Here is a 23,424-nt window from a genome sequence, read left to right as displayed (position 1 = left end):
TTCCTGGGGGCTGCCGCCCCCAGACCCCCGCTTCGCGCTGACGCGCTCGTCCTCAAACGCCGGACGGGCTGAAAAGGATTTCAGCCCTCCGGCGTTTGAGGAGCGGGGGTTCGGGGGCGGAGCCCCCGAGAGACGGGACGGGTAGGGGCGGAGGGGGCGAAAAAACCTCACCCCACCAACCGCAGCCGCACACCCGCCACCCCCACCCGCACGGTCTGCCCCCAGACCAGTTCCACCGCGTCCCCCTCCATCCCGTCCCCGAAGGCGATGAGCCGATCCGACTCCACGGTGAGCTGAAGCCGCGCCCCCACGGAGAGATGCCCCGCGACCAGCGAGGTCCCGGTGACCGGCGACGGCCACGCCTCCCGCACGAACCACAACAGCCGCTCCTCCGTGGCCCCGGGCAGCACCAGCCCCCCACCCCGCTCCTGCCACACGGACCGCAGCCACCCGCTCGCCCCGGTCCCCGTGCCGACGAGCACGCCGGACGAGGCCTGGGGCTCGACGGCACCCCTGTCGTCGTCGAGCCCCAGGCGGTACCGGACGGTCTGGTGTCCGGCCGCCCCGAGGTAGATCTCGTTGAGCGCCAGCAGCCGCTGCGTGTCGTCGGCCACGGCCTCGACCATGGTGAGTTCGTCGACCGCCCCGGCCCGGGACACCGCCGAGGCGATCAACGCGCCCGCATCGGCGGCCCGGTGGCGTACCAGCACGCCGGGATTGCGCCCGGGATCGGTGTCGATGCCGACAACGGGCTGCCCCGCCAGGTACTTGGCGACGTTGGCGACCAGCCCGTCCTGTCCGACGACGACCACGACGTCCTCGGGCGCGAACAGGAACCGGTCCAGGTCGGCGCGCTCCACCCGGGCCTGACGCCACGTCAGCGGAATCCCGGCGGCGATCTCGTCCAGCGCCCGCCGCGTCCGGCGGCTCCGCTCAGCCACCTCCTCGATGTCCCGTCCCCGGGAGGCGAGGAAGAACGCCGCCTGTCCGTGCGTGCCGTGCCGGGCCACCAACTCCTCGTACTCCGTGGTGCGGTGGACCAGCACGATCCGTGGCGCGAGACTCACGCCGGACCCTCCGAGGTCCCGCCCAGCCGGGAGAGCAGTCCCGTCAGGACGTCCGGCGAGACGGTGACGCTGTCGATCCGCGGCAGGTTCTCGGCGAGCCGCGTCCCCGTCAGGGCGTGCAGCGTGGCGACGTCGACGTCCGCGTGGACCCGCAGCCAGGCCGCCTGTGCCTCGGCCCGTGCCTGGCCGAGACCGCGCGCGGCCTCCGCCTCGGCCTTGGCGAGCCGCACGGCCCGGGTGGCCTCGGCGTCCGCGAGGCGGACCGTCCGCGCCGCCTCCGCCGTGGCGCGCACCGCGTCCGCCGCCGCGTGCTCCTCCGCCTCGCGCCGGGCGTTCGTACCGCGCTGGTCGACCAACTGCTCCTCGCGCCGCGCGAGTTCGATCTGGCTGGCGAGTTCGTTCTCGGCGATGGCGCGCTCCCGCTCGACCGCGACGGCACGGCGTTCGTAAGTCGCCTTGTCCGCGTCCTGCTGGATCTGCTCGCGGGCGGGGGTGCGCAGGGCCCGCTCCACCTCGGGCTCGGGGCGCAGCGCGACGACCCGTACGGCGACGACCTCGATCCCCGTCGCCGGCAGCCGGGGTTCCGCGTCGAGCCCGCCCGCGATCCGTTCCCGTACCGCCGCGACCCCGTCCATCAGGGCGGCGGCCAGCGACGTGCGGGCCAGTACGTCCAGCGCGTGCTGCTGGGCCGTCTCCGTCAGCAGCGAGCCGAGCTGTTCGAGGGGCGCGCCGCGCCAGGTGCCCGTGTCGGGGTCGATGGAGAAGTCCAGGCGCGCGGCGGCGATCGCGGGGTCGCTGACCCGGTAGGTGACGGTCGCCTGCACCGCGACGTCCTGGAAGTCGGACGTACGGGCGTGGAAGGTCATCGCCAACTCCCGGTCGTCGACCGGGACTTCGGAGAGCGCCGCGGTCAGGGACCGGTACCAGAAGCTGAGCCCGGGGCCGTCGTGCACCAGTTGGCCGGACCGGTGGTGCCGGACATGGGCGGTCGGCGCTCCGCGCAGATGGCGCCAGCCGAGACGGCGGGTGATGTCGGCCATGGGTAACCCCCTCGTCGTGGCGGCCCGGTGGCCGACACGACCTTCGCCAGTCGTTCTCGTCAGCACGACGATAATACGGAAGCGGGATTATCGTCAAGGGGACGAAATCAAAGGAAGTGGGCTGCTCAGCCCGATCGGGGGGTGAACACGCGTCCGGTTGGTCAGGATGGAGGCATGGGATTCCAAGTCGACTCCGAGGCCGGGCGGCTCCGCCGCGTCATCCTGCACCGGCCGGATCTAGAGCTCAAAAGGCTCACCCCCAGTAACAAGGACGCCCTGCTCTTCGACGACGTGCTGTGGGTGCGCCGAGCGCGCGCCGAGCACGACGGGTTCGCGGACGTGCTGCGTGACCGCGGGGTCACCGTCCATCTCTTCGGCGACCTGCTGACCGAGGCCCTGGAGATCCCGGCGGCCCGGTCGCTCGTCCTGGACCGCGTCTTCGACGAGAAGGAGTACGGGCCGCTGGCCACCGACCATCTCAGAGCCTCCTTCGAGGCCCTGCCCGCTCCCGAACTGGCCGCGGCGCTGGTCGGCGGCATGACCAAGAGGGAGTATCTGGACGCCCATCTGGAGCCGACCTCCGTGCGCTTCCACGTCATGGACCTGGACGACTTCCTGCTCGGCCCGCTCCCCAACCACCTCTTCACCCGGGACACCTCCGCCTGGATCTACGACGGGGTCTCCATCAACGCCATGCGCTGGCCGGCCCGGCAGCGCGAGACCGTGCACTTCGAGGCGATCTACCGGCACCACCCGCTCTTCCGCGACGAGACCTTCAGCCTCTGGTCGCAGGGGCAGGCGGACTACCCTTCCACCATCGAGGGCGGAGACGTGCTGGTCATCGGCAACGGCGCGGTGCTCATCGGCATGAGCGAGCGGACCACGCCGCAGGCCGTCGAGATGCTCGCGCACAAGCTGTTCGAGGCCGGGTCCGCGAGCACCATCGTGGCGCTCGACATGCCCAAGCGGCGGGCCTTCATGCACCTCGACACGGTGATGACGATGGTCGACGGCGACACCTTCACGCAGTACGCCGGCCTCGGCATGCTCCGCTCGTACACCATCGAACCGGGCGTGGGGGACAAGGAGTTGAAGGTCACCGACCACCCTCCGGAGCACATGCACCGCGCGATCGCCGGGGCGCTGGGCCTGAGCCGGATCCGTGTCCTCACCCCCACCCAGGACGTGCACGCGGCCGAGCGCGAGCAGTGGGACGACGGCTGCAACGTGCTCGCCGTCGAACCGGGGATCGTGGTCGCCTACGAGCGGAACGCGACCACCAACACCCATCTGCGTAAGCAGGGCATCGAGGTGATCGAGATTCCGGGGAGTGAGCTCGGGCGCGGCAGGGGCGGGCCGCGCTGTATGAGCTGCCCGGTGGAACGAGAGGCCGTATAGAAATTCTAATCATCGTATAGAATTCCAATGTCTCTCCGTCTTCGACCCCCGTGATCCTGGAGCGCTTCCATGGCGACAGTCCCGACCGCCCTCACCGGCCGCCACTTCCTCAAGGAGCTGGACTTCACGGAGGAGGAGTTCCGCGGGCTGCTCGAACTGTCCGCCGAGCTGAAGGCGGCCAAGAAGGCCGGGACCGAGACGCGGCACCTGAAGGGCAGGAACATCGCGCTGATCTTCGAGAAGACCTCGACGCGCACGCGCTGCGCGTTCGAGGTCGCGGCGGCGGACCAGGGCGCCTCGACGACGTATCTCGATCCGTCCGGTTCGCAGATGGGGCACAAGGAGTCGGTGAAGGACACCGCGCGGGTGCTCGGCCGGATGTTCGACGCGATCGAGTACCGGGGGGACAGCCAGGACGCCGTCGAGGAACTGGCCGCCCATGCCGGGGTGCCCGTCTACAACGGCCTGACCGACGACTGGCACCCCACCCAGATGCTCGCCGACGTGCTCACGATGACGGAGCACTGCGACAAGCCGCTGGGCGTAATCGCCTTCGCCTATCTCGGCGACGCCCGCTTCAACATGGGCAACTCGTACCTGATCACCGGCGCGCTGCTCGGCATGGACGTCCGGATCGTCGCCCCGCGGGCCTACTGGCCCACCGACGAGATCGTCGACCGGGCCCGCAAGCTCGCCGAGAACAGCGGCGGCCGCGTCACGCTCACCGAGAATGTCACCGAGGGCGTCCGGGGCGCCGACTTCGTCGCCACCGACGTCTGGGTCTCTATGGGCGAGCCGAAGGAGGTCTGGGACGAACGGATCGGCGCGCTGTCGCCGTACGCCGTGACGATGGACGTACTGCGCGCCACCGGCAACCCCGAGGTGAAGTTCCTGCACTGCCTGCCGGCCTTCCACGACCTGGGCACGAAGGTCGGACGGGAGATCTTCGAGCGGCACGGCCTGGACTCGCTGGAGGTCACCGACGAGGTCTTCGAGTCGGCGCACTCGGTCGTCTTCGACGAGGCCGAGAACCGGCTGCACACGATCAAGGCGGTGCTCGTCGCGACCCTCGCCTGAGCCGTCGTACGGCGGGCTCGGCGCCGGTCGCCGCGCGGGCGCTACGCGGGTCGTCGCTGGGGCGGTACGACCGGCAGCCTGAACCAGACCGCCTTGCCGGAGTCGGTGGGGCGGTGGCCGCAGGACGAGCTGAGGGTGCGGATCAGCAGGAGACCGCGTCCGTGCTCCTGCCAGGGATCGGGCTCGCGGGCCGGGTCGGGGACCGTGAGATCGCCGGGCGGCGCGGGGTCCGGATCGTGCACCTCGACCTTGCAGCCGGTCGGGACCAGTTCCACGACCAGCTCTATGGGGCCGTCCCCGGCGGTGTGCTCCACGGCGTTGGCCACCAGCTCCGCCGTGAGCAGCTCGGCGGTGTCACAGTCGGCCGCGTGCTCCAGCTCGGCCAGTGCGGTGCGCACCAGCGCACGGGCGACCGGCACTGCCGCGGCGGTGTGCGGCAGCGCGATCCGCCAGGAGGCGGAGGCGAAAGCGGGAGTGTCGGGCAAGGCGGGTCCGTTCATGGAGCAGGATGTCCTGCTTTCAACTTTAGAGATGGTACGACCTGACCGGACAGAGGCGCCCGGCGGGCTTATTCCGGGACTTTCGACCCGGCTTCAGGCTGTGTACCCAGGTGAACGGCCGGCGCCCCCCGCGTGGCTCCCGCCGTTACGGGGCTATAGACGATCCGTGACTCCATGACGGGTCTGTCGTGCATCCAAGGCGCATCCGTGACGGGAGTGACAGGTGGGGCACAGGTTCGCGAGGTGGCGCCGGTCCGCCTCCGACGGGCCCGGACGCGCGGACGCCCCCGCGCACGCCGGCTCGTGCCGGGTGCCCGGGGGCGTCGGACGGTCTGCTACGAGGAGAGCTCGGCCATTCCCGCCGTCAGGGTCGAGCCGTCCGCCGGATCGATCAGAAGGAACGCGCCGGTGCGGCGTACCTCGGCGTAGTCGTCGAGCGCGAGCGGCTCGGCGGTACGCAGGGTGATCGTGCCGAGGTCGTTCGCCGCGAGCTCGGTAGCGTCGCCCAGGTCCCTGACGATCGCCTTCACGGTCCGTGTCGTGTGCCGGACGAGGACCCGGTCGCCGACGCGCAGCGCCCGGTCGGCCAGGTGGCAGACGGACGCCCGTACGTCCTGGGTGAGGGCGGGCGCGGCCGGTCCCGCCGTGATCATGTCGCCGCGCGAGATGTCCCGCTGGTCGACCAGCCGCAGGCTCAGCGACTGGGGCGCGTACGCGAGGTCCGCCTCCGTGCCGAGTACGTCGATGCCGGTGATCTCGGAGCTCTCGCCGGACGGGTGGACGGTCACGCGGTCGCCGACCCGCAGGGTGCCGGACACCAACTGGCCCGCGTAGTGGCGGGTTTCGCCGTGCCGGATCACGTACTGCACCGGGAAGCGCGCCGGGGCGGACGCGACGTCGGAGCCGACCGGCACGGTCTCCAGGAACTCCAGGAGCGCCGGCCCCTCGTACCAGCCCATGTGCGCCGAACGCTCCACCACGTTGTCGCCGCACAGCGCGGACACCGGGACGGGCGTGAAGCCGGGCAGGCCCAACTCGGCGGCGTGGCCCGCGAAGTCCTCGACGATGCGGTCGAAGTCCTTCTCGTCGTACCCCACGAGGTCCATCTTGTTGACGGCGAGGACGACGTGCGGGACGCGGAGCAGGGCGGCGACGGCGGCGTGCCTGCGGGTCTGCTCGATGACACCGTTGCGGGCGTCTACGAGGACGACGGCGAGGTCGGCGGTGGAGGCGCCGGTGACCATGTTGCGGGTGTACTGCACGTGGCCGGGGGTGTCGGCGAGGATGAACCGGCGGCGCGCGGTCGCGAAGTAGCGGTAGGCGACGTCGATCGTGATGCCCTGTTCCCGCTCGGCGCGCAGGCCGTCGGTGAGGAGGGCGAGGTCCGGGGTGTCCTGGCCCCGGTTCCGCGAGGCGCGTTCGACGGCTTCCAGTTGGTCGGTGAGGATCGACTTGGAGTCGTGCAGCAGCCGTCCTACGAGGGTGGACTTGCCGTCGTCGACCGAACCGGCCGTCGCGAACCGCAGCGTGTCGACGGTGGCGGGCGCTGCGGCCGTGTCGATGGCGGTGGGCGCTCCGACCCTGTCGATGGCGGTGGTCGTGCCGACCATGGCGGTGGTCGTGCCGACCATGGCGGTGGTGGTGCTGGTCATGTCTAGAAGTACCCCTCGCGTTTGCGGTCTTCCATCGCGGCCTCGGACATTTTGTCGTCGGCGCGGGTGGCGCCGCGTTCGGTGAGGCGGGAGGCGGCGATCTCGGCGATGACGGCGTCCAGGGTGGTGGCGGTGGAGTCGACGGCGCCGGTGCAGGACATGTCGCCGACGGTGCGGTAGCGGACGAGGCGTTTCTCGACGGTCTCGCTGTCCTTGGGGCCGCCCCAGTCGCCGGCGGTGAGCCACATGTTGGCGCGTGGGAAGACTTCGCGTTCGTGGGCGAAGTAGATGTCGGGGAGTTCGATGTGTTCGCGGGCGATGTACTGCCAGACGTCGAGTTCGGTCCAGTTGGAGAGGGGGAAGACGCGGACGTGTTCGCCGGGTGCGTGGCGGCCGTTGTAGAGCTGCCAGAGTTCGGGGCGTTGGCGGCGGGGGTCCCATTGGGAGAATTCGTCGCGCAGGGAGAAGACGCGTTCTTTGGCGCGGGCTTTTTCCTCGTCGCGGCGTCCGCCGCCGAAGACGGCGTCGAAGCGTTCGGTCTGGATCTTCTCCGTCAGCGGGAGGGTCTGGAGGGGGTTGCGGGTGCCGTCGGGGCGTTCGCGCAGGATGCCGCGGTCGATGTAGTCCTGGACGGAGGCGATGTGGAGGCGCAGTCCGTGCTGTTCCACGGTGCGGTCGCGGTAGGTGAGGACTTCGGGGAAGTTGTGGCCGGTGTCGACGTGGAGGAGGGTGAAGGGGATCGCGGCGGGTGCGAAGGCTTTGAGGGCGAGGTGGAGCATGACGATGGAGTCCTTGCCGCCGGAGAAGAGGATCACCGGTCGTTCGAACTCGCCCGCGACCTCGCGGAAGATGTGCACCGCCTCGGACTCCAACGCGTCCAAGTGCGAGATCCTGTAGGACCGTTCGGCCGTCGCGGAGATCACAGGAGCCCCCTCGCCGCGAGCACCGCGTGCACGCGGGCCGCGGACTCCTCCGGGGTCTGCGTGTGTGTCTCCAGCGTGAGAGCCGGGTCGCTCGGCGGCTCGTAGGGATCGTCGACGCCGGTCAGCCCGCTGATCTCACCGGCGGCCTGCTGGGCGTACAGCCCCTTCACATCGCGCTCGCTGCACACCTCGACCGGGGTGGCGACATGCACCTCGACGTACGGCGTCCCGCTCGCCTCGTGCCGTTTGCGGACGGCCTCGCGGCTGTCGGCGTACGGCGCGATGACGGGGACCACCGCCAGGACTCCGTTGCGCGCGAGCACCTCGGCGACCAGCCCGATGCGCTGCACGTTCGTGTGGCGGTCCGCGCGGGAGAAGCCGAGGCCCGCGGAGAGGAAACGTCTGATCTCGTCGCCGTCGAGGACCTCCACGCGGTGCCCCTCGGCCCTCAGGCGGGCGCCCAGAACGCCGGCGATGGTCGTCTTGCCCGCGCTCGGCAGACCCGTGAGCCAGACGGTGGCTCCCTGAGCCCTTGCCGTGGTGGTCATACGTGCAGTCCTCTTCCTGTCCTGGCGTCGTGCGGCTCACGACGCTAGGTAAGAAAGATGAGAGGAGGGACGGAGGAGGCTGAGCGTTCCCTTAGCGACCGATGATGTAACCGAGGTCACACATCTTGCGGGTCTCCCGGCGTATCCCGACGGCCCAAGTCCGGCTCCCCGGCCCGCTCGGGTACGTCCGCGAAGGCCGCCCCCGCGTTCCGCAGCCGCTCGTGCAGTGCCCGGAAGACGGTGGCCGAGCGGACCCCGGGCCAGTCCTGCGGGAGCAGTGCGGCGGGCAACCCCGGGTCGGTGTAGGGGAGATGGCGCCAGGAGTCCAGGGCGAGCAGGTAGTCGCGGTAGGCCTCCTCGGGCGGGGTGTCCGCGCGCCGCTGCCAGTCGTGCAGGACGTGCGCGTGCTCGTCGAGGAACTCCTCGTGCCGCTTGGCGATGGAGGCGAGGTCCCACCAGCGCGCCACCGCGTCCGCCGTCGCCGCGAAACCCAGGTGTTCCCCTCGGAACAGCTCCACGTACGGGTCGAGCCGCAGCCGTTCCAGGGTGTGCCGGGCCTCGTCGTACAGCCGCGCCGGGGCGAGCCACACCCCGGGGGCCGCGGTGCCGAAGCCCAGGCCGGCCAGCCGTGAGCGCAGCACATGCCGCTTCTGCCGCTCGGACTCGGGGACGGAGAAGACGGCGACCACCCAGCCGTCGTCCCTGGGCGCGGTCGCCGCGTACACCCGGCGGTCGCCGTCGTCGAGCAGTTGTCGCGCGTCCGGCGACAGCGCGTATCCGGCGGCGCCCGCCTCTGTACGCACGGGTTCCAGCAGACCGCGGCGCTTGAGCCGCGACACCGACGACCGTACGGACGGTGCGTCCACGCCGACCGCGGCGAGGAGGCGGATCAGCTCGGACACCGGCACGGGGCCGGGTGCGAAACGGCCGTACGCGCCGTAGAACGTGACGATGAGGGACCGGGGGGCGTGCTGCTCTGACACGTCGATCACTCTAGTCCGCGAAGATCACTTGGGATCGCCGCAGGTGGGCCTGGTCCACGCCCGCGGACTTGCGGTGCCGCCCGCTGTCCGTGCGCTGCCGGGCCGGGAGGGGCCGGGGACAGGCCTGGACAGCCCTGGGAGATGCCCAGGACTTCCGCAGAACCTCCCCGGGACGTGCTCAGGCGGCGACGGCGAGCTGTCCGGCGAACGCCCGGCGCGGAGCGATCACGCTGCCGTCGGGGTGCAGTTCACCGGAGTCGTCGAAGACGATCGCGCCGTCGCACAGGAGGTTCCAGCCCTGCTCGGGATGGGCCGCCACGATGTGCGGGGCGTTGCCGTCCACGGACGGGGACGAAGACTGGTGGGAACACATGGCGCACCTCCACGTCGTATGCGATGAGTGCCGGCGACGTCGTCGCCGTCCTCGCATACCTAGACCATGCTCGCGCGGCGAACTCATCGGAACAGCCGGCCGTGAAGCGTGACAACACGCGGACAACACTTGGACGTCCCCATGACGGACGGTGCCGACTCGCCACCAAAGGGGTGATGATCCACCGCCATCGGGGTGCCGGACAGCGCCCCCGGGGCCCGGGACCGGTACCTGTGGAGCGCCCATTTGCAGGCCACCCTCCAGGAGGTACTCCCATGCCCGTGCGCCAGACCCTCGGCGCGGCCACCGCCGCCGCGCTGCTCCTGCTCGCCGCCCCGTCGGCCGACGCCCTGTCGGGCCCGTACGACCAGGTGACCATCGACCCGACCGGCACCGTCGGGGCTGACGGAACCATCAGCCTCTCCGGCACCTACCGCTGCCTGAGCGCAGGCGGCCCAGTGTTCGTCTCCTCCTCGGTCTCGCAGGGCGACCCCCGGGTCCGCCAGGGCATCGGCGGCACCTCGGCGGTCTGCGACGGCGCGGTGCACCGCTGGACCAACTCGGAGAAGCGCACACCCGGCACCCTCACGCCGGGCGCCGCCCGCGTCGAGGCCACCCTGATGGAACTGCGCCCCACCGCGGGCGGTCTGCCGCTGCCCGCCTTCCACGCGCAGCGGGAGCAGGACATCTCGCTCACCGAGAGCTGAGCGGGGTCCCGGTGCCGTGGCCGACGGGCGGCGCGGCCGGGTCGCCCCTGCCGCGCCGCTCGACGGCCACCGGATCCGACCGTCAACTGCCGTAGTTTGACGGACATTTCCGGAAGGCATCTGCCGGGCCCGGTTCGCGGAGAGACTGGCCGGGTGTCTGACGTACGAGCGGTCGTGGACCGCGCACTGCTGCGCTGCGCGGCCAGTTGGTCGCCCGAGATGGAACGACTCGTCGCCAGGGCCGGCGGCGGTCCCACGGACGGGCTGCCGACAGCCGCCCGGCTGCTGCACCTGTCCTGGAACGGGGGCGGACGCGCGCCCGCCGTCGCGGCCGTGGCCGTGATGGAGTACGCGCTGGACGTCGGCCCGCGGGAACACGCGCTGCGGCCGTCCTGGGTGCTGCACCTGTGGCTGGCCGAGCGCACCCTCTCCCGCCACCACGCCGACCACCAGCTCTCCGGGGACGTGCGGCACCACCTCGCGGCGCAGCTTCAGGGACGCCACCCGGACGACCCGGTCGCGGTCGCCGCCGCCTATCCCGACCGGCCGTTGCCGCGTCACGGCCGGCCGGCCGACCCGATCGAGCGGCACGTGGCCCAACTGGCCGCCGGCCTGCCGCCGGGCGACCTGGCGCGGTGCAGCCTGCTCGTCCGGCTCGCCCAGACCGCCGCGTTCCGCCACGAGTCCGGGGACACCGGCGCGCTTCCCGAACTCTGGCACTGGGCACGGGCCGCGCACGCCGCCGTCACGCCCGACCACGTCGAGGCCGAACTGGTCGGGCGTACGGCGGTCCACGCCGCGCTCACCTGGTTCCGCGCCCACGGACACGACCGCGACGCCGTCGGCTTCGCCGTGGCCGCCGGACGGACCGCGCTCGACGCCGTGGAGCGGGCACACAGCCAGGGGCTCCGGCACAACCCGCTCGACGTCGCCGCCGTCCATCTGATGCTCGCCATGGCGCTGATGGCCTCGCTGGGCCGGACGCTGGACCTCGCGACGGTCGAGGAGGCGATGGACCACCTTGAGCAGTTCCGCGCCCTGGGACCACCCGACGACCGGGGCGTGTACGCCGTGAACATGGCCTCCCTGCTGGTGGGCCGGGCCTTCCTCAGCGGCTCGCGCGAGGACGTCGCCCGCGCCGACACGCTCTGGGAGGGACTCCAGCGGGACCTGCCGCCCGGCCACCCGATGCTGCCGCACCTCGCGCAGAAGCGGGAGGCGTGCGCGCAGCTGCCCCGTCTCATGCGGTTACTGCCCTTCAACAGCGCCGCCCTGCTCAAGCGGCTGATCCCCATGATGGGGCCGCTGTTCCCCGTCCCCGACCTGCCGCCGATCACGGTGAGCGCGCCGATGGGCCCGGCCGGATACGAGTCTCCGGGGGCCGGTCCCGAGGAGGTCGCCGAGTTCCTGCGCACGGGGGCGCGTCCGCCCGGCGGGCGGGGCACCGCCGGCGGTTCCACCATGGGCGGCCCGCGCGGTGGCCCCGGGGGCTACGGGGCAGCGGGGCCAGGCACCCCCTTCGGAGCGTCGTCGCCGGGTGCCTTTGATCCGGCGGAGTCCGGCGTCGAGTTCGACTGGCCGCCGGGGCCGCCCGCCGACGTGGGGCCGCCAGATCTCCCCATGGCGTCGGACCTGGAAGGGCTGCCGGCCGAGGCCGAGGCGGTCTTCCACGGCCTCACCGGGGTGACCGACGCGGCCCTCGACCCGCGACGGCTGGCCCTGGCCGTCCGCCAGCTCCGCGACCGGCTGGCCGATCCCGCCCTGGACGACGGACGCCGCGGCTGGACGGGGACCGTGCTGATGTCGCTCCTGGTCGCCCAGTACACCTTCAGCGAGGACATCGCGGTCCTGGTGGCGGCCGTCCGTGAGGGCGACGGGATACTCGCGACGCTGCCGCCGACCAGCTCCCGCTACGTCGAACTGCTCAGCTCCGTGGAGGACAGGCGCAGCACCATCGGCGGCCTGTACCAGCACGAAGCCACCATGGTCCGCGCCCGTGACGCCCTGCGCTGGGCACTGGACCGGCTCCCCGAGGAATCCCTGAGCCGGATCGGCTGCGCCATCTTCTACGTCCAGTCCGTGGTGCACGTCGCCGTGGTGCGCCGGGACATCGGCCAGGTGCGGCAGGCCCGACGGCTCCTGGACACCGTCGCGGCCCGGCTCGACGTGGCGGTGAACGAGGGCGGACCGCAGGCCGAGCAGATGAAACGCGTGCGCGTCGGGCTCGGTCAGATCAGCGACCTCGTCGACATCGCCGACGCCGAGCTCAAGGGCGATCCGCACGCGCTCGAGGAGAAGGACATCGTGTGGCGGCCGGAGGCCGAGGCGATGATGCCGCCGATGGTCCGGTTCGAGAACGCCAGGAACGCGCTGGGCCGGGCGATCGAGCTGCGCGACTGGGACCGCGCCACGGACGCCGCCGCCGTCGCCCTGGAGATGCTCCCGCTGCTCACCTCGCCGGCACTGCACCGCGACGACCGCCAGGCCGTGGCGCGCAGAACCCTGCTCGGCAACCGCTACCCCGGCGCGTCCTCGTCGGGCCCGGCCGGTGAGGTCCCCGACCAGCTCACCGGCACCAGCCTGGGCCGCACCGGATGCGCCGTCGCCCTCGCCGCCGGACGGACCGAAGAGGCGGCGGTACTGCTGGAGTTGGGCCGCGCCGTGCTCATGAGCCAGGACCTGGAGGCGCGCGGCGACGTGTCGGACCTGGCCGCCGTCCACCCCGACCTCGCCGCCGCCTTCACCGATCTGTCGAACCGTCTGCTCGACCACCAGGACACCGCGCGGGACGGCCCCCCGGAGCGGGCCCGGGAGCAGCACGCGGTCGTCGGACAGTGGCGCGGGCTGATCGACGACATCAGGCGCCGACCGGGTTTCGAGACGTTTCTCCGTGCCCCGGCCGTCGAGCGGATGCGCGCCGAGGCCGCCGAGGGGCCCATCGTGCTGATCAACGTCGACCGGCTGCGCTGCGACGCCCTCGTGGTCACCACCGACGCCGTCCGGTGCGTGCCGCTCGACATCACCGAAGGGCTGCTGGCGCACACCGCACGGGACTTCCTCGCCGCCGCGGCCGTGGACCGTGACGAGTCCACCGCCCGGCAGGAGGAGGCACGCGAGACGGTGTTCCGCACCCTCGAACTGCTGTGGGACCGCATAGCCGAACCGGTGCTCCGCGCCGCCGGACTCACCGAACCGGTCCCGGACGACACCCCTCGGTCCGCGGTGCCCCGGCTGTGGTGGTCGGCCTCCGGACCGCTCGCCCACCTGCCGCTGCACGCCGCCGGGTACCACCGAGAGGCGGAACTGCCCGCCCGGCGGTCGGTGCTGGACCGGGTGGCCTCGTCGTACACCCCGGGCATCCGGGCCCTGCGTCACGCGAGGCAGGCACCGCGGGCCCGCAAGGTCACCGGGCCGAACCTGGTGATCGGCCAGCCGACCGGCGAGAACGGCACGCCCGGTGGCTCGGCGCGCGAGGTCGAGGAGGTCACCCGGGCCCTGACGGGGCTGGTCGTCCTCGACGGGGACGCGGCCCGGGTCGACAGCGTGCTGGCCGCGCTGCCGTCCGCCGTCGTCGTGCACTTCGCCTGCCACGGCGTCAGCGACCCCGTCGACCCGTCGCGGAGCCGGCTGGAACTGGCCGACGGTCCGCTGGAGGTGACCGCTGTCGCCCGCCAGCGGCTGCCCGAGGCGCAGCTCGCGGTGCTGCTCGCCTGCCACACCTCGCGCACCGACCGTCTGCCGGACGAGGCGATCCACCTGGCCTCCGCGTTCCAGACCGCGGGATACCCGCAGGTGGTCGGAGCGCTCTGGGACGCGGCGGACATGGTGTCGGTACGGCTCGCCGGACGCCTCTACCGGTCGCTGCGCGGATACGGCGCCGGCCTCGACGTCACCGACACCGGCCGGGCCCTGCACACCGTGGTCCGCGGCCTGCGCGAGCGCTACCCCACGAGCCCGGCCGTCTGGGCGCCGTACGTCCACACCGGCCGCTGAAAGCACCGACAGCACGACACAGCACAGCACCGACAGCACGAGCAGAGAAGAGGACGAGGGATGGGCGCATCGATCGGACCGGAGCTGGCGTGGGACGTGCGGCAGGTGCTGCACGCCGTGCTCGACTGGCGTCTGCCGCCCGACGCATGGGACGAGACCGGCCGGCTGGTGGCCGCGCTCGGCGCGGCCGTCGAGGAGGGCAAGGCGACGGAGGCGGACCGGCTGACCGCCGAACTGGAGACCTGCGGCCGGCGGGCCAGGCGGATGGGTGTCCCGCCGCAGGACCCACCGGCCCCCGACGGCAAGGTGCCCGTGCCGCCCGTGGTGCGCGAGCGGGCGGTCGCCCTGCTGCACGCCGTCGACCCGCGGCCCACCGCCGGACGCGGCGACACCGGGTCCGCCGCGTCCGGCGGTCCACCGCCCGCACGGTGAACGCACCCGCGGGACACGGTCGTACGGTGAACACCCGGGCGGGACAGGGCGGTTCGGGCGGAGAGGGTCGGTGATGGTCCCGGAGCTCGTGAACGTCGGGATCGGCCTGGTCACCAGCCTGCTGGGCGCCCTGCTCGGACGGCTCTGGGAGCGGGGGCGCCGCCGCCGGGGGCTGTACCGCAAGGCGGTCTTCTTCGGAGTGCGGCCGGGCGAGGACTGTCTCATCGTCCTCGGCAGCAAGCACGGCACACCGGGCAGCGCCCACCACCGCGACGCCCGTGCCGGCATCGAACTCGCCTTGCTGCTGGCCGAGTTCGGCTGCCCGGTGACGGTCGAGCCGGGAACCCTGCGCGGCGGCAACGGAGACCGTACGGAGTTCTGCATCGGCGGTCCGGTCGGCGACGCGAACCCCCGCACCGGCGGTCATCTGGCCGCCCATCTGCCCGGGGTGGCCATCCGGCCGTTCGGGTCCGGGGACGACGCGGTGGCCTTCGCGGTCGGCGGGCGTCAGTACGACTTCGACCGCGGGGTGCAGGAGTACGCCCTGGTGGCCAGGTTCACCCCGGTGGAGTCCACCCGGCCGGTGATCCTGGTCTGCGGGCAGAGCTCGGTGGCCAACCAGGCCGCCGTACGGTTCCTGCGCCGCGACTACGCGCAGGTGGTCGCGTCGGTCGCGTCCGTGCACCGCTTCTGCGTGCTGATCCGGGTCGGCCACATCGGCACGTATCTGTTCCACCGGGCCTCCCTCGAAGGGGATGTGTCGGCGGCGGCCTTCGGCCACGGATGAACCGGGACGGAGCCGGCGGCGAGTGGGAACCGGGACGGAGCCGCGGGCGCGGGCGAGCACGGGCGGGCCTCGCGGGCATGGATGAGCACCCGGTCAGGGACCGGGTGCTCACCCGACGGGCCGGCGAACGGCGCGGTGGCCTCCCCGTGTTCGCTCAGAGACCCGTGTACTTGACGGAGGGATCGATCTCCTCCAGAGCGGCGACGAACCGCCGGATCTTGCTTTTCGCCTTGAATCCCAGCGCGCCGAGATTGCGTGCGACGCCGAGCGTGATCTCGCGGCGGCCTCTTCTGTCCCACACGTACATGTGGACGGCGGATTTCTGGATCTCCGCGCCCCGGCCGCCGAGTACGGCGACCACGGCGAAGTCCGGTGGATCCTGGTTGAGGTTGTCGAAGACGGAGCCCCGGGGTTCTTCGAAAATCGTTCCGGCGCCGGTGATGTTCTCGCTGAACCAGCTCACTCGCATGGCTCTCCGGAAATGCGCGGCGGCGTCCTGCATCGACACCTCGGTGACTATGTCCACCGTCTGTTTCGCCATGTTGCTCTACTCCTGTTTCGAACGCGTCCGCCGGTTGCGGCGGTTGTACTCATAGACGGGAAGGGGGCAGCGGAATGAATGGTTCGAGTTCTGCGGCGGCCCAGTGCACGGGCACCTGGAACGCCTCGCCGATCTGGGTGTAGAGGTCGTGCAGCGTGGCGGCCCCCAGCCAGTCGAAGTGGCCCCGGGAGGGGTCGGTGTCGCTGTTGCGCGCCTCGACGACGGCCCGGTAGCCGCCGTCGGGACCGGCCTTCACCAGGACGATGTTGGAGTCGTCCGCGGCGGTGAGACGGGCGACCGGGCGGGCCTCGCCGGGCGCGAGCGGGGTGATCCCGGCCCTGTCAGGCGCGGGCCGGGGGCGTCCGACCAGCCATGGTTCGTCCCGCTGCTCGCGCCAGAAACGCAGATCGTCCGAGGAGAGCCGGCTGCTGGGCACCCCGTTGGACCGGAAGTACTCCAGCGCGGCCATCCGCACGCCGTCGTAGGAGGGGCTGCGGAAATCGGAACCGACCAGGCTCCAGATCGTCCGAGCGGCCCCGAACAGCGCGAAGCCACCGGCCGGTCCGACGGCCTCGGCCAGTTCGTCGGCGAACCCCTCCGGATCGGATCCGGCGAAGTCCACGAACGGGGCCTGGAGTTCGCTCCACACGTAGGAAGCGTCGATTCCGCTGTTCGCCGGATCGAATTCGAAACGGCCGAACCGCTCCATCCTGGCAGCCATGTCGGCGGGCAAGCCGCTGGATTTCGAGGGCTTGCGGAAGACTGACATGGATTCTCCTGGCGCCAAGCCGGACGTGCCGGTGACCGTGCGTCGATCGTGGGGCTCTTGTCTAGCAACGCGCGAAGAGACCGGACAACGGATCCCGGGGAATCCGGACGATTCCCGGAAAACCTGGAAGGCCCCGACCTCCGTCCCACCGGCCCGCGTTGCCGATATCCGGATGCCACCCCCTTTCTCCGTGGGAGACTCGGAGCGACGGGCCGGGGCAGCGGAACGGGGGTCGTGTCATGGGTCGTCCAGTGAAGGACATCGAACTCGACGGCTCACCGGTCCGGTTGTTCGCCTTCTGGCTGCGCGACCTGCGCGGCACGGCGGACCTGACACTCCAGCAACTGGCCCACCGCACCGGATACGGCCGCACCACGGTGAGCGACGCGATGGGCGGCGTCACCTTCCCCTCCCGGCGGGTCACCCTCGCCGTCGTCGAGGCGTGCGAGGGCGACCTGAAGCGGTGGGCCGAGTTCTGGGGCCAGGTCCGCCGGGCCCTCGACGGCGGCACGGCGGCCGACCTCACCCCGCCGCCCTGGGACGGTCCGTCGGTCCCGTCGGCCGGTGACAGCGGCACCGTGTGCCCGCCAGGCTGCGCACGCGTCGAGCCGCACGGCTACTACACCGAGTCGGTCGAGACCCGGCTGCGGCTGGACACCCCGGCCCCGGAGGCGGTCGAGCGCCGGGTCGTCGTCTCCACCTGCGACCAACTGGCCCGCATCCCGCTCGCGTTCAGCGTGCCCCGGCACACCGACGACGGGCGCGCCGAGCACGGGCTGCACGTCTCCGTCCTCCAGGGCGGACGGCTGCGCGGCTCCGAGCACCCCTACGAGAGCTACTTCCGCCAGGAACTCGCCCTGGGCGCCCCCGTCCCGGCCGGCGCCCGCCACACGTACGTCCTGCGGCTGCGCATCCCCTCCGAGCAGCCCATGGCACCGCACTTCGTCCACATTCCGCTCACCCGCAGCGAGCGGTTCCGGCTGTACGTCCGCTTCGACCCGGCGCGCCCTCCACGGGCCGTCTGGCGGCTGGACGGCGTACCCACGGCCGTGATCTACCAGCGGGTGCCCGGCACCCCGGCGCTGAGCGTGCCCCCGGACGCCACGGTGGCCGCCGACTTCACCGGGATGAAGGTCGGCTACGGCTACGGGCTGCGCTGGGAGGACGCCTGAGGTCCGCCGCCGTCGGCCGGGGCTCCGGCCTCCGGGCCCGACCGGGAACCGGTGCGCTGTCCCGGGGGTTCGTCGCCGCCGAGTGGTCCGAGTTTCGCGCGGACGGCGCGGGCGTCGGGATGGTGCAGCCCCTCGAACACCGAGAGCGCCTCCTCACGGAGCCGGCGGGCCTGTCGGTGCCGGCCCAGTGCCGCGTGGGCGTCGGCGAGATGGTCCAGGGCGTGCGCCTCGCGGTAGCGGTCGCCCAGCGCGCGGTCGAGGGCGAGTGACGCCTCGTAGTGCCCGACGGCCCGGTCGTGCCGGTCGAGCCCCTGTTCGGCCCGCCCGACACAGAGCAGGATTCCCGCCCGGCCGTCGAGATGCCCGAGCCGGGTGTAGAGCTCCAGTGCCCGCCGCCCGTGCTCCAACGCCACTGTGTGGTCGCCGAGTTCCTCCCACTGCTGGGCCACCGACGTGAGACCGTCCGCCAGGGCCCACGGATCCCCGGTCCGCTCCGCCATCGCGAGGGCGAGCCGGGCGTGCGGCAGTGCCCGCCGGTGGTCGCCGCGCGCGGCTTGCACCCGCACCAGCGACAGCCGCACCGCGCGCATCCCCTCACAGTCCTCCAGCGCCCGGCAGGTGCGCAGGGCCGTGCGGAGCAGTTCGAGGGCCTCCTCGGCGCGGTGCAGCCGCGACAGCGCGTCGGCGTGCCGGCGGGTGGCGGACGCCCAGGCCGCCCGGTTCCCCGCGCGCTCGGCTGCGGTGCGGGCCAGACCGTGCACGGCGGCACGCTGGTGCCGCCGCCCCGACCGGCGCAGGTGCACCGCCAGGGCCTCGGCCAGTCGCCAGGCGTGGTGTTCGAGACCGCCGGACGCCGCTGCCTGCGCGATCACGGCCTGGAGAACGGCCAGTTCGCGCTCGAACCAGTCCGTGGCGTCCCGGTGGTCCGCCAGGGCGGTGAGCGTCGCGGGCGCCGGGGCGGCGGGACCTGGCCGCCAGGGCTCCAGCCACCGGTCGGCGTACCGGGCGGCGTCGACGTAGTGCGCCAGCAGCCGGTCGGTCGCCGCGCGGCGTTCGTCCTCCGGTCCGGCCTCCGCCCGTTCCCTCGCGTACAGCCGCAGCAGGTCGTGCAGGGCGTACCTGCCGGGCGCGTGCTGCTGTACCAGGTGTGCCGAGGTGAGGGTGTCGAGCAGGGCCCGCGGCACGGCCGGGGTGCCGAGCAGCGCGGCACAGGCGGCGCCGTCGAGGTCCGGGCCGGGATGGCAGCCGAGCAGACGGAACAGCCGGGCCGCGGGTGGGGGCAGCAGGGCGTACGACCGCTCGAAGACCGTCCGCAGATCCACGTCGGCGTCCTGGAGGCCGAGGACGTCCAACCGGGCGTGTGCCTCACGCAGTTCGGCGACCAGCGGACCGAAGCCGTCGTCGGGGCCGGCCGCGACCCGGGCCGCGGCGACGCTCAGCGCCAGGGGCAGCCGGGCGCACAGGTCGACGAGTTCCGCTGTCGCGCGCGGTTCGCGGGCCGCCCGCTGGGCCCCGGTCCGCCGGGCCAGGAGGGCGTGGGCGTCGGACCGGGTGAGCACGTCCAGCGTGATCCGCCGCGCGCCCTCCCTTACGACAAGACCGTCGAGCCGGGTCCGGCTGGTGACGAGCGCGAGGGACCCCGGGCCGCTCGGGAGCAGTGGCCGTACCTGCTCGGCGGAGCGGGCGTTGTCCAGCACCAGCAGGACCCGCCGGTCGGCGAGCACGGTGCGCAACAGGGCGGAGGCCGCGCCCCGGTGGGCGGGGACGGCCGCGGGGGCGACACCGAGGCCCTGGAGGAAACCGTGCAGGGCCTCGCTGGGGTCCATCGGTTCCTCGGCCCCGAACCCCCGCAGGTTCACGTGGAGTTGGCCGTCCGGGAAGCGGCCTCGGACACGGTGGGCCCAGTGCAGGGCCAGCGAGGTCTTCCCGACCCCGGCGGTGCCTTCGACGGTGGTGATCACCGTCGGTCCCGCGACCGGCGCCGAACCCTGGCCCAGCAGGGCGTCGAGCTCAGCCAGTTCGGCTTCACGGCCCACGAACTCCGGTGGTCCCGCTGGGAGTTGCCGCGGCACGTGACGACGTGGAGGCGCCGTGGGGGATGCGTCGGCGGACGCGTCGGCGGAGGGGGAGCGCACGCGGCGGGCCGTCTCCGCGTTGTCCCGCAGCGTGCCGATCCGGCCGGCCTGCCCTCCCGTGACGCCGAGCGCGGCCAGCAGTCCGTCGAGGACGTCGGCGCCGGGCAGGGTCGTCCCGTTGAGGTAGGCGTACAGGCTGCTCGCCGAGACGTTGAGGCGGCGGGCGAGCTCGGCGCGGTCCAGGGCACGGCCGCGCCGCCTCTCCGCGCCGAGCACGGCTCTGGTCAGCTCGGCGGCCAGCCGCCGCCGTAACTCCGAGGGGTGGTCACCGGTGGGCCGGGATTCCTCGTTCGACACCGTTCCTCCATGCGCCGGTCGTCATTCCGCGCCGCGGCTCCCAGACCTTTCCAGTGTGTTCCAGAGGACCGGCCGCCAGGGCCGTACCGCGTGGTCCGCTGAGGTGTCTCCGTCGGCGGGAACCCGCATCGCCGACCGACCCGCGGGAGGTCAGCAGCCGTGCAGACCCACTGAGTTCGGCCATCGGTCCTATTGAGTGCGGGTGCCAGGTGGAGGTGCCGGTGCCGGTGCTGGTGGCAGGGCGAGAAACCGGGTGCGGGTGCAAGTCCGTGCCCGCGTCCGGGACCGCGTCCGCCTTCGCCTCCGTCCTCACCTTCGCGTTCTCGTACGGCCACCGGCTCCGGTGAGGAGGGCTCCCGGTCCCGGTGAGGGACGGCTCAGGCCCCGTCGTTCCGTCCGGAAGACGGGGCCGGCCGTGTGACCCGCGCGGTGCGGCACCCTCGTACTCCACGGCTCACCCCCGCCGGTCCGCTTCCCGAGCGCACCCCAGCACCTGGTGCGCCGCCACGCTCCACGGCAGCCGGGACGCCATCTCCTTCTGCAGCTCCTCGGCACGGACGAAGGCTCCGCGCAGGTCGAACATGACCTGGGAGACGGCGCCGGCCCAGCGTGCGGTGTCGTCCTCCACCCGCTGCCTGAACGCCTCGACGTCGACCACCACGCGCTCCGCCTCGTGCTCCGGGAGTATGCCGCGCAGCAGCCCACCGAGCCCGCTGCGGCCACTGACCAGCACCGGCACACCCGCGACGATCGCTTCGAGGCCCACGAGCCCGAACGCCTCCGCCCGAGAGGGCATCAGCACGAGGGCGGCCCCCGCCACATCCCGCTGGATCTGGGCCGGGTCGGGGCTGTACGGCAGGACGTGCAGGTCCACCGCGGACCGGTCGACCCACTGGGCGGCCTGGTCGTACAGGTCGGGCGAGTGGCCGTCCCGCGCTCCCCGGATCACGAGCTGCCACTTCCCGGGCCGCGACCCTTCCGGCGCCGCCCGCCCCACCGCACCGCAGGCGATGTCAAGGCCCTTGCCGATCGCCTCACCGAGCCTGCCCATGACCAGGATCTGCGGCACCTCGTCCGGCGGCGGCGCACCCTGCGAGGTGGGCCCCACGTCGAACCCGGGATCAAGGCGCAGCGGTGGCGCCAGATCCTCGAAGCCGGGGAGGCGCCGCCGTTTGTTCAGCGCCGCCTCCAGCCGCGGCCCGACGGCCACCGTGCGGAAAGCGCCGCGGCACAGCGCGAACTCGAGTTCGGTGCGTTCCTCGGCGATGGCCCCGATGTCCCCCTCGGGGTGCGTACGGTGCCATTCCGCCTGGTCCGGCTCGACGTGCAGGAACTGGAGCCGCCGCGCGCCCGGGAAGTGGTCCTCCGCCTGGGCGCGGGCCGCCGGACCGGTGACCCGGCCGTGCCCGATGATGAGGTCGGGCACCCATCCCTCGGGCAGCCGCGGACGCCGCATCAACGACTCGCGCCCGGTGTGACCGGGCTGTCCGCTGTCGAGCAGCCGGATCCCGTGGCGGCGCGCGTCCGCCCGCTCCTGCTCGCTGGACGCCACCACCAACACCGCGACGTCGGCCTCCGCCTCGGCGAGCGCCGTGCACAACCGCCGGTTGAGCGTGCTCAGACCGCCGTGCGCGGGAAACCACTCGTCCGCGACGGCGAGCACCCGCACCGGACTTTCCCCCGCCCCGGCTGCGGGGCTTTCCTCCGCTCCGGCCGCGGGGTTTTCCTCTGCCCCGGCTGCGGGGCTTTCCCCTGCTCCGGCCGCGGGGTTTTCCTCTGCCCCGGCTGCGGGGCTTTCCCCTGCTCCGGCCGTGGGACTTTCCTCCGCCTCGGCCGCGGAGCTTTCCCCTGCTCCGGCCGCGGGGCTTTCCCCCGCCCCCGCCACCGCACGGCCGCGCGAAGCCCCGGGAACCCGCAGTGCCGATGCCGCCGGGTTCGCGGTGGCTGTCCGCGGGGTCCCGGACCCGCCGTCGCTCTCCGGTTCCGGCTGTCGCTTGCCCAGTTCGGCGTGGGTCACGTCGTCCTCCAGCGCGTGGGTGAACCAGGCGACGAGCATGCGGTCGTCGGCGAGTACGGCTGACTCGGGCGGTCCGGAGTCGGGCGCGGTTCCGCATGCGGCCAGCGCCTGACAGGCGTTGTCCCACGCGCCTTCCACGTAGTGCTGCATGGCGCGCAGTTGCTCGACCGGATCCACCAGCTCCCGGTACCCGGAGCCGGTCGCGAACGGCACCCGGATCCTGGCGCGCGGCGGCGGTCCCTCGGTCAGCGCCCAGCCGCCGCGGAGTCCACTGTGGACGGCGAGTTGGTAGCGGATGCTGGTCATGTGCATCAGGTAGCGGACGAACAGCGGCATCTCCGCCCCGTCGCCCGCGGACCAGGCCCAGGCGCCGAGCCGGTCGTCCTGCCCGGCCGGGACGACCAGCCGCAGCCGGCGCAGGGGATCACTGTCGTCCGCCCGGCCCGTCGGCGACAACTCCAGGGCGTCCGTGTCGCCGTCGGTCCTCTTCCCCAGCAGCAGGGTCACCGCGCCGAGATGGGCCGGACCCAGCGGGCCCACGATCTCCGCCACGCGTCGCTCCAGGTCCGGCCAGCTCCGGTCCGGGGCCGCGCCGAGCAGCACGGACAGGTTCAGCACGTCCTGGTTGCGGCGCAGGACCGCCTGGTCGAGTCTGCCCCTGGACTGCACGGCGGCCAGCGGGACCGACCTGTGCGGCGCCGGGTCGGGAAGGACGTCGGGCAGAGCGACGGGGACCTCGGCGAACACCTGCCGGTCGGCTCTCTGGAGCGCACGGAAGCGGTCCCACATCCCGGCCAGCGAGGTCAGGCCTGCGTCGGCGGGCACCCCGTCGAGAGGGGCGAACACATGAGTGGCGATTTCCTGTTCCGCCACGACGGATTCGAGCACGTCGCGGTTCACTCCCGTGTCGGGCGAATCTCTCGCTTCAGTAACTCCAGGCATTCTAGGGGCACTTAGGCTGAAAGGGGCATCTCTCCAGAACGTGTCGCCCCGGCCCGCCGGGCCCTGACGGG

The 23,424-nt window shown here is 72.7% G+C and carries 19 protein-coding genes; 7 read left to right on the top strand and 12 right to left on the bottom strand.

Translation table 11 applies throughout. The annotated features are described in order from the left end of the window. Nucleotides 1-167: 167 nt before the first annotated feature. Both ACIP79_RS22370 and ACIP79_RS22365 read right to left on the bottom strand, forming a co-directional pair. A complete protein-coding gene (locus tag ACIP79_RS22370; RefSeq protein ID WP_383684964.1) occupies nucleotides 168-1,067 on the bottom strand; it encodes a hypothetical protein in 900 nt (299 codons plus the stop codon). Beyond that, the gene (locus tag ACIP79_RS22365; RefSeq protein ID WP_401225966.1) at nucleotides 1,064-2,107 is read right to left on the bottom strand and encodes an SPFH domain-containing protein; all 1,044 of its coding nucleotides are present in this window, start codon (nucleotides 2,105-2,107) and stop codon (nucleotides 1,064-1,066) included. The genes ACIP79_RS22370 and ACIP79_RS22365 overlap by 4 nt, the downstream gene beginning before the upstream one ends. 174 nt (nucleotides 2,108-2,281) lie before the next feature. Here ACIP79_RS22365 and ACIP79_RS22360 point away from each other — a divergent pair, with 174 nt between their 5' ends. Beyond that, nucleotides 2,282-3,505, top strand: a complete 1,224-nt coding sequence (locus tag ACIP79_RS22360; RefSeq protein ID WP_383684961.1) for an arginine deiminase — start codon at nucleotides 2,282-2,284, stop codon at nucleotides 3,503-3,505. Nucleotides 3,506-3,574: 69 nt separating this feature from the next. Further along, on the top strand, nucleotides 3,575-4,582 hold the full coding sequence (gene argF / locus ACIP79_RS22355) for an ornithine carbamoyltransferase (RefSeq protein ID WP_401225963.1): 1,008 nt from the start codon (nucleotides 3,575-3,577) through the stop codon (nucleotides 4,580-4,582). Between the two features lie 41 nt (nucleotides 4,583-4,623). On the opposite strand, the gene ACIP79_RS22350 is transcribed toward argF, so the two are convergent. The 6 genes from ACIP79_RS22350 to ACIP79_RS22325 all read right to left on the bottom strand — a co-directional run bounded on the left by ACIP79_RS22350 (nucleotide 4,624) and on the right by ACIP79_RS22325 (nucleotide 9,561). Further along, a complete protein-coding gene (locus ACIP79_RS22350) occupies nucleotides 4,624-5,082 on the bottom strand; it encodes an ATP-binding protein (RefSeq protein WP_401225960.1) in 459 nt (152 codons plus the stop codon). A gap of 335 nt (nucleotides 5,083-5,417) precedes the next feature. After that, entirely contained in the window at nucleotides 5,418-6,734 is a 1,317-nt protein-coding gene (locus tag ACIP79_RS22345) for a sulfate adenylyltransferase subunit 1 (protein WP_401225958.1), read from the bottom strand. A gap of 2 nt (nucleotides 6,735-6,736) precedes the next feature. Next, the gene (gene cysD, locus ACIP79_RS22340; RefSeq protein ID WP_401225955.1) at nucleotides 6,737-7,657 is read right to left on the bottom strand and encodes a sulfate adenylyltransferase subunit CysD; all 921 of its coding nucleotides are present in this window, start codon (nucleotides 7,655-7,657) and stop codon (nucleotides 6,737-6,739) included. Further along, nucleotides 7,654-8,205, bottom strand: coding sequence for an adenylyl-sulfate kinase (gene cysC / locus ACIP79_RS22335; protein WP_401225952.1), 552 nt, complete (start codon nucleotides 8,203-8,205; stop codon nucleotides 7,654-7,656). The genes cysD and cysC overlap by 4 nt, the downstream gene beginning before the upstream one ends. Nucleotides 8,206-8,321: 116 nt before the next feature. After that, complete coding sequence (locus ACIP79_RS22330) at nucleotides 8,322-9,197, bottom strand: PaaX family transcriptional regulator C-terminal domain-containing protein (protein WP_401225949.1); 876 nt, start codon at nucleotides 9,195-9,197, stop codon at nucleotides 8,322-8,324. A gap of 169 nt (nucleotides 9,198-9,366) precedes the next feature. Beyond that, nucleotides 9,367-9,561, bottom strand: a complete 195-nt coding sequence (locus ACIP79_RS22325; protein WP_401225947.1) for a DUF5999 family protein — start codon at nucleotides 9,559-9,561, stop codon at nucleotides 9,367-9,369. Between the two features lie 275 nt (nucleotides 9,562-9,836). Here ACIP79_RS22325 and ACIP79_RS22320 point away from each other — a divergent pair, with 275 nt between their 5' ends. The 4 genes from ACIP79_RS22320 to ACIP79_RS22305 all read left to right on the top strand — a co-directional run bounded on the left by ACIP79_RS22320 (nucleotide 9,837) and on the right by ACIP79_RS22305 (nucleotide 15,480). Further along, entirely contained in the window at nucleotides 9,837-10,268 is a 432-nt protein-coding gene (locus ACIP79_RS22320; RefSeq protein ID WP_401225944.1) for a DUF6299 family protein, read from the top strand. Nucleotides 10,269-10,421: 153 nt separating this feature from the next. Beyond that, on the top strand, nucleotides 10,422-14,261 hold the full coding sequence (locus tag ACIP79_RS22315; RefSeq protein ID WP_401225942.1) for a CHAT domain-containing protein: 3,840 nt from the start codon (nucleotides 10,422-10,424) through the stop codon (nucleotides 14,259-14,261). 60 nt (nucleotides 14,262-14,321) lie between these two features. Next, nucleotides 14,322-14,693, top strand: a complete 372-nt coding sequence (locus ACIP79_RS22310) for a CATRA system-associated protein (protein WP_401225938.1) — start codon at nucleotides 14,322-14,324, stop codon at nucleotides 14,691-14,693. Between the two features lie 73 nt (nucleotides 14,694-14,766). After that, nucleotides 14,767-15,480 carry a hypothetical protein gene (locus tag ACIP79_RS22305; RefSeq protein ID WP_401226267.1) on the top strand — a complete coding sequence of 238 codons (714 nt, stop codon included), beginning with the start codon at nucleotides 14,767-14,769 and terminating at the stop codon, nucleotides 15,478-15,480. Between the two features lie 154 nt (nucleotides 15,481-15,634). On the opposite strand, the gene ACIP79_RS22300 is transcribed toward ACIP79_RS22305, so the two are convergent. Further along, the gene (locus ACIP79_RS22300; RefSeq protein WP_401225936.1) at nucleotides 15,635-16,021 is read right to left on the bottom strand and encodes a hypothetical protein; all 387 of its coding nucleotides are present in this window, start codon (nucleotides 16,019-16,021) and stop codon (nucleotides 15,635-15,637) included. A 49-nt stretch (nucleotides 16,022-16,070) separates the two neighbouring features. After that, nucleotides 16,071-16,790 carry a hypothetical protein gene (locus tag ACIP79_RS22295; protein ID WP_401225933.1) on the bottom strand — a complete coding sequence of 240 codons (720 nt, stop codon included), beginning with the start codon at nucleotides 16,788-16,790 and terminating at the stop codon, nucleotides 16,071-16,073. A 239-nt stretch (nucleotides 16,791-17,029) separates the two neighbouring features. Between ACIP79_RS22295 and ACIP79_RS22290 the strand changes: the two genes are divergently transcribed. Further along, nucleotides 17,030-17,962: a helix-turn-helix domain-containing protein gene (locus tag ACIP79_RS22290; protein ID WP_401225930.1), complete on the top strand. Its 933-nt coding sequence runs from the start codon at nucleotides 17,030-17,032 to the stop codon at nucleotides 17,960-17,962. Here the strand turns inward: ACIP79_RS22290 and ACIP79_RS22285 are convergent. After that, nucleotides 17,935-20,394, bottom strand: a complete 2,460-nt coding sequence (locus tag ACIP79_RS22285) for an ATP-binding protein (RefSeq protein WP_401225928.1) — start codon at nucleotides 20,392-20,394, stop codon at nucleotides 17,935-17,937. The two genes, ACIP79_RS22290 and ACIP79_RS22285, sit on opposite strands and share 28 nt — an antisense overlap. 454 nt (nucleotides 20,395-20,848) lie before the next feature. Next, nucleotides 20,849-23,299 (bottom strand): CATRA conflict system CASPASE/TPR repeat-associated protein, encoded by a 2,451-nt coding sequence (locus tag ACIP79_RS22280; RefSeq protein ID WP_401225925.1) that lies wholly within the window; start codon nucleotides 23,297-23,299, stop codon nucleotides 20,849-20,851. Nucleotides 23,300-23,424: the final 125 nt, after the last annotated feature.

This window comes from Streptomyces sp. NPDC088747 (assembly GCF_044751025.1).
Taxonomy (GTDB): domain Bacteria; phylum Actinomycetota; class Actinomycetes; order Streptomycetales; family Streptomycetaceae; genus Streptomyces.
This window is presented reverse-complemented; position numbering and strand designations above follow the sequence as displayed.

Bases quoted from the DNA above. Each gene is read 5' to 3' on its own strand.
- ACIP79_RS22365 (WP_401225966.1), bottom strand. From the start codon at position 2,107: ATGGCCGACATCACCCGCCGTCTCGGCTGGCGCCATCTGCGCGGAGCG.
- ACIP79_RS22360 (WP_383684961.1), top strand. From the start codon at position 2,282: ATGGGATTCCAAGTCGACTCCGAGGCCGGGCGGCTCCGCCGCGTCATC.
- argF (WP_401225963.1), top strand. From the start codon at position 3,575: ATGGCGACAGTCCCGACCGCCCTCACCGGCCGCCACTTCCTCAAGGAG.
- ACIP79_RS22350 (WP_401225960.1), bottom strand. From the start codon at position 5,082: ATGAACGGACCCGCCTTGCCCGACACTCCCGCTTTCGCCTCCGCCTCC.
- ACIP79_RS22345 (WP_401225958.1), bottom strand. From the start codon at position 6,734: ATGACCAGCACCACCACCGCCATGGTCGGCACGACCACCGCCATGGTC.
- cysC (WP_401225952.1), bottom strand. From the start codon at position 8,205: ATGACCACCACGGCAAGGGCTCAGGGAGCCACCGTCTGGCTCACGGGT.
- ACIP79_RS22325 (WP_401225947.1), bottom strand. From the start codon at position 9,561: ATGTGTTCCCACCAGTCTTCGTCCCCGTCCGTGGACGGCAACGCCCCG.
- ACIP79_RS22320 (WP_401225944.1), top strand. From the start codon at position 9,837: ATGCCCGTGCGCCAGACCCTCGGCGCGGCCACCGCCGCCGCGCTGCTC.
- ACIP79_RS22310 (WP_401225938.1), top strand. From the start codon at position 14,322: ATGGGCGCATCGATCGGACCGGAGCTGGCGTGGGACGTGCGGCAGGTG.
- ACIP79_RS22305 (WP_401226267.1), top strand. From the start codon at position 14,767: ATGGTCCCGGAGCTCGTGAACGTCGGGATCGGCCTGGTCACCAGCCTG.
- ACIP79_RS22300 (WP_401225936.1), bottom strand. From the start codon at position 16,021: ATGGCGAAACAGACGGTGGACATAGTCACCGAGGTGTCGATGCAGGAC.
- ACIP79_RS22295 (WP_401225933.1), bottom strand. From the start codon at position 16,790: ATGTCAGTCTTCCGCAAGCCCTCGAAATCCAGCGGCTTGCCCGCCGAC.
- ACIP79_RS22290 (WP_401225930.1), top strand. From the start codon at position 17,030: ATGGGTCGTCCAGTGAAGGACATCGAACTCGACGGCTCACCGGTCCGG.